This is a genomic window from Yoonia sp. (assembly GCF_036007805.1).
Lineage (GTDB): Bacteria > Pseudomonadota > Alphaproteobacteria > Rhodobacterales > Rhodobacteraceae > Yoonia.
The window spans coordinates 1-5020 of sequence record NZ_DASYOK010000200.1; the positions used below are offsets into that span (position 1 = coordinate 1).

The 5020-nt window shown below is 60.5% G+C and carries 5 protein-coding genes; all 5 read right to left on the reverse strand.

Going from position 1 to position 5020, the window contains the following annotated elements:
* Positions 1-437, reverse strand: a 437-nt coding sequence (locus VGP75_RS11400) for a dimethyl sulfoxide reductase anchor subunit family protein (RefSeq protein WP_327543779.1), incomplete at its 3' end; no start/stop codon positions are given.
* On the reverse strand, positions 437-1198 hold the full coding sequence (locus VGP75_RS11405; RefSeq protein ID WP_327543780.1) for a 4Fe-4S dicluster domain-containing protein: 762 nt from the start codon (positions 1196-1198) through the stop codon (positions 437-439). The genes VGP75_RS11400 and VGP75_RS11405, both read right to left, overlap by 1 nt.
* Positions 1195-1374 carry a hypothetical protein gene (locus tag VGP75_RS11410; RefSeq protein ID WP_327543781.1) on the reverse strand — a complete coding sequence of 60 codons (180 nt, stop codon included), beginning with the start codon at positions 1372-1374 and terminating at the stop codon, positions 1195-1197. Before VGP75_RS11410 ends, VGP75_RS11405 begins: the two co-directional genes overlap by 4 nt.
* Positions 1371-4202 (reverse strand): molybdopterin oxidoreductase family protein, encoded by a 2832-nt coding sequence (locus tag VGP75_RS11415; protein ID WP_327543782.1) that lies wholly within the window; start codon positions 4200-4202, stop codon positions 1371-1373. Before VGP75_RS11415 ends, VGP75_RS11410 begins: the two co-directional genes overlap by 4 nt.
* Before the next feature lie 11 nt (positions 4203-4213).
* Positions 4214-4978, reverse strand: coding sequence for a TSUP family transporter (locus VGP75_RS11420; protein ID WP_327543783.1), 765 nt, complete (start codon positions 4976-4978; stop codon positions 4214-4216).
* Positions 4979-5020: the final 42 nt, after the last annotated feature.

Here is a 5020-nt window from a genome sequence, read left to right on the forward strand (position 1 = left end):
AGCAGATACATCGCGGGTGTTGTCCAGTGCCGCCAGCGCGGAACGGTTTTCATCTGCGCGTAGATCATCGACGTGGTGAAGACGACGCCGAGTGACGCGATGCCGCCGATGATGCCGACCAGCGCGAGGCGTGTTTCGGCAAAGACCAGACCTGCCCCGTAAATCGCCATGACGACGAGGGCGAAAACGGCGCAAATGCCTTCACGGCTGAGCCAGCTGGTTTTCCATTGGCTGAAGGCTTTTATGGCGCGTTCAGGGTGGCCGAGGTGGAAGGTCGAGGCAATCAGCCCGCCGACCGCCAGCAGATAGGCGATGGTGAACCAGATGAACGCCCCCATGCCGGTTGGCACGAGTGCGCCCATGCCAAGCCAGAAGAGCAGGCCAAAGCCGAGGCCCGAGAAGGTGTTGAAGATGATGACGGAACTTGCAGGATGCATTATTTGGCGCCTCCGGGCAGGGATGAGAGGGCTTTGTCGAGCCAGCCGACGAAGCCTTTGCCGTCGCTGGCGATGGGCTCAAGGTAGGGGGCGAGCACATCGAATTCGGGCATTTCGTCCTTGGGGCGGGGTGGCAGGTATTTGTTCACCGGCTTGGTGCCCTGTTCCGGCATCAGATCAAACCCGCCGCGTTCGGCCACCAGTTTTGACACGTCGCTGTCTGCATCGCCCAGATCGCCAAAGTGGCGGGCACCGGCAGGGCAGGTCCGCACGCAGGCGGGCTGGCGGTCTTCTTCGGGGAGGTTCTCGTTATAGATGCGGTCCACGCAGAGGGTGCATTTTTTCATCACACCTTCTTTGGCGTCCAGTTCGCGTGCGCCGTAGGGGCAGGCCCATGCGCAAAGGCCGCAGCCGATGCAGTCACTTTCGTTGACAAGGACGATGCCGTCTTCGGCGCGTTTGTAGCTGGCGCCTGTGGGGCAGACTGTGACGCAGGGCGCATCCTCGCAGTGCAGGCAGGATTTGGGGAAGTGGATGAGTTGGGCTTCGCCCTGTGCCGGTTGCACCTCGTAGGAGTGGACGCGGTTCAGAAAGGTCCCTGATGGATCGGCACCATAAGCGTTTTGATCCGACAGGGGGGCGCCGTAGTTTTCGGTGTTCCAGCCTTTGCATGAGACGACACAGGCGTGGCATCCCACACAGGTATCAAGGTCAATCACGAGGCCGAGTTTTTTGGCGGAAGGTGGCGGGAGTTGGGTCATAGCTTTGTCCCTGTTGCAAGCGCCGGAGCCTCCGGCGGAAGTAATTCAGGCAAGATGATAAGGGTCGTCTGATCGCCGCCTTTGCGGCTGTCCCATGTGGCGATGTACCAGATGAAACTGCCCAAGGTCAGGGCGACGAAGGTGGCAATGATCAAGAGCACTTGTCGGTTGGTCATTTGCCGACCTTCCATGCGAGGTTCTTTGGTCCTTTGCCGACCGGTGATTTGATCGCCGGCATGACCGGCTGGGCCTCGTTCGGCACGGCGGATTTTTCGATCTTGACCCGCAGGTCGAACCATGCGGCCTGCCCGGTGATCGGATCGGAGTTGGCCCAGCGCAGACCGTCACCTTTGGGTGGCAGCAATTCGTGGATCAGGTGGTTGAGCAGGAAGCCTTTGGTCGCCTCTGGTGCCTTGTCATCCAGCGCCCATGCGCCTTTGCGTTTGCCGATCGCGTTCCATGTCCAGACCGTATTGGGGTTGAGCGACGCCTGATGGGCGACAGGCACGGTGATCGACCCGTGCACGGATGATACGCACGCCCAGTCGCCTTCCTGAAAGCCGTTTTCCTCCCAGATTTTTGTCGGCACATAAAGTGGATTGTGCCCGTGGATCTGCCGCAGCCAGGCGTTCTGCGTGCCCCAGGAATGGTACATCGCCATAGGCCGTTGGGTCAGCGCGTGGATCGGGTATTCGACCGGATCGGCGTGGCCGTCCTCAAGCGGGGGGTACCAGAACGGGAGCGGGTCCATCGTCAGTTTCAGACGTTCGCGCAGATGTTCTGGCGGTTGCCGTGTGCCGATACCTTCGGCGGCGGCCTGGAATTTGCGCAGAGGTTCCACGTAAAGCTGGAAGATGTAGGGTTGGACCACATCATAGAAGCCCATTTTCACAGCCCAGTCCTGATACTCCATGCTGAAGGGTTTGTAGTAGGCTGCGTTTTCAGGAACGTGTTCGATCCAGAAGCCGCCGTTGTCGATGTAGTTCTGCAACTGGCTGCCATTGGGGTCGCCGCGCCCGCCTTGCAGTTTGCCGTTTTCGCCAACACGCCATCCGGCGAGCGGCCCGACACCGGGACGGCGGACGTGGTTGGTGATGTAATCGGCGTAGTCCGCATATTTCTGGCTGCCGTCATCATTCACGAAACCGGGCAGCCCCAGCCGCGCGCCCAGATCGCACAGCACTGACTGGAAGCCGCGCACATCGCGATCGGGTTCCACGACGGGCCAGCGGATCGCATCGGCCACGCCGTCGGCCTCGCAGATCGGGCGGTCGAGCAGCGAGATACAGTCGTGCCGTTCCAGATAAGTGGTATCGGGCAGGATCAGATCGGCGTAGGCCACCATTTCGGATGAATAGGCGTCGGAATAGATAATGCGCGGGATGACATAATCGCCGCCTTCGTCCTTGTCGGTCAGCATCTTGTGCACGCCGCCCACGTTCATCGACGAGTTCCACGACATATTCGCCATATACATGAACAGCGTGTCGATCTTGTAGGGCACACCCGCATGGGCGTTCGAGATCACCATATGCATCAGCCCGTGCGCCGACATGGGGTTTTCCCATGAATAGGCTTTGTCGATGCGGGTGGGGTTACCTTCTGCATCTAGCAAGAGGTCTTCCGGCCCTTGGGTATAGCCAAGGTGCGGGCCGTCAAGCGCGGCTCCGGGGGTGACTTTGCCATGCGGCTTGGGGTGGGCTGTGGCCGGTTTGGGGTAGGGCGGTTTGAAACGCATGCCACCGGGGACTTCGACAGAACCGAGCAGGATTTGCAGCACATGCAGCGCACGGCAGGTCTGGAACCCGTTGGAATGTGCTGAAATTCCGCGCATTGCGTGGAAGCTGACAGGGCGGCCGATCATCTTGTCATGCTTTTTGCCGCGGAAATCGGTCCAAGGGCGGTCAAGCGCGATTGCCTCGTCAAAGGCAACGCGGGCCAGATCGGCGGCGATCGCACGGATGCGCTGGGCGGAAATCCCGCACCGCTCGGCCACGGCTTCCGGCGCGTAGTCTTCGGACAGGTAGCGGTCGGCCATCTGGTGGAAAACGGGCCGGTGCGTGACCCCTTTTGCGCGGTAGGTCGCGGCGAGATCGGGTTCGACCCCCTTACCGTTCCAAGGTGCCAGATTGCCTGTGCGCCGGTCGATGACTTGTGGTTGCCCGTCTTCATCGCGCAGGAACAGACCGAACTGTTCGGACTTCGGATCTTCGTTCACCAGCACCGAGGCATTGGTGAAGCGCCCTAGATAGTCCAGATCAATTTTGCCAGCTTTCATCAGGCAATGGACCATCGCCAGAATGAACAGGCCATCCGTGCCCGGCGTGATACCCACCCAATCATCGGCCACCGCGTTATAGCCTGTACGGATCGGGTTCACCCCGATCATCCGCGCGCCGCGTGCCTTGATCTTGCCGATGCCCATCTTGATGGGGTTGCTGTCGTGGTCTTCGGCCACGCCAAACAGCATGAAAAGCTTGGTGTGGTCCCAATCCGGCTGGCCAAACTCCCAGAAGGCGCCACCCATCGTATAGATACCCGCTGCCGCCATATTGACCGAACAGAACCCGCCGTGTGCTGCATAGTTGGGCGTGCCGAAACCCTGCGCCCAGAAGCTGGTAAAGGACTGCGACTGGTCGCGGCCCGTGAAGAACGCGAGCTTTTGGGGGGCTTTTTCGCGGATGGGGGCCAACCATTCGGTGGCCAGTGTCAGCGCCTCTTCCCAGCTGATCTCCTCGAACTCGCCCGAGCCTCGCTCGCCCACGCGCTTGAGCGGGGCGCGTAGCCGCGAGGGTGCGTTATGCTGCATGATGCCGGCGGAGCCTTTGGCACATAGCACGCCCCGGTTCACGGGATGGTCCTTGTTCCCCTCGATATAGGCGACCTTGCCGTCTTTCATATGCACGTTGATCCCGCAGCGGCAGGCACACATGTAGCAGGTCGTCTTGCGCACCTCGTCCGAGACTTTGGGCGATGTATCGAGTTGGGGCTGATCAAGTGACATCTGGAGACCTTTCAAGCGAATTGGGTGCGGACAAGGGCTGCGCCTGCCAAACCGCAAAGCAGTGACAGGCAGGCAGGGCGATAGTAGGGGGCAAAACGCGGCGTGAACAGGCGTTGACCTAGGAACACACCAACTGTTGTCGGAATAGCAAGGCTCAGGCCACGTGCGGCAGCAGTGCTGTCCATCACGCCGAACCAGAGCAGCATGATGAGCGAGGTCAGCGAGCTCACGAACAGAAAGAGCACGAGGGCTGCACGCATTTTAGCAGCGGGCGCATCTTGCGAAAGCACATAGATCGCGATCACCATGCCGCCCACGCTGGCAAGGCCGGTGACGATACCCGCGGCGATACCCGAACCATAAAGCCCCGCTTTGGTGGCCAGAAACGCGAGCCGGATTTTGGCAAGTTGTGTCAGCGCCAGTGCAATGATGACCGTCAGAGCGATGAGTTGGCTGGCTTCAACAGAGACAGAAGTCGTCAGCAGAAGACCAAAAGGCACGCCGATGGTCGATCCGATCACCAGCCCCATGACGATACCGCGGTCCGCCTCTTGCCATCCGCCCCTTGCCATCAGCACCGAGGCCGTCATTTCAAGCCACCAGCAGATCGGGATGATTTGCACGGGCGGCAGGATGATGACGGCGCTTGCCATGACAACGGCTGAAAGCGCGAAGCCCGAAAAACCGCGCACAATGCCGGCCACGATCACGATCACCGTCAGGATCAGGAATTCCTGTCCTGTCAGATCAACTGTTGCAAGCAGGCCGTCCATCATTCAGCGCCCCTGCGCAATCAGCGCCAGCGCGTCGCGGGCGAT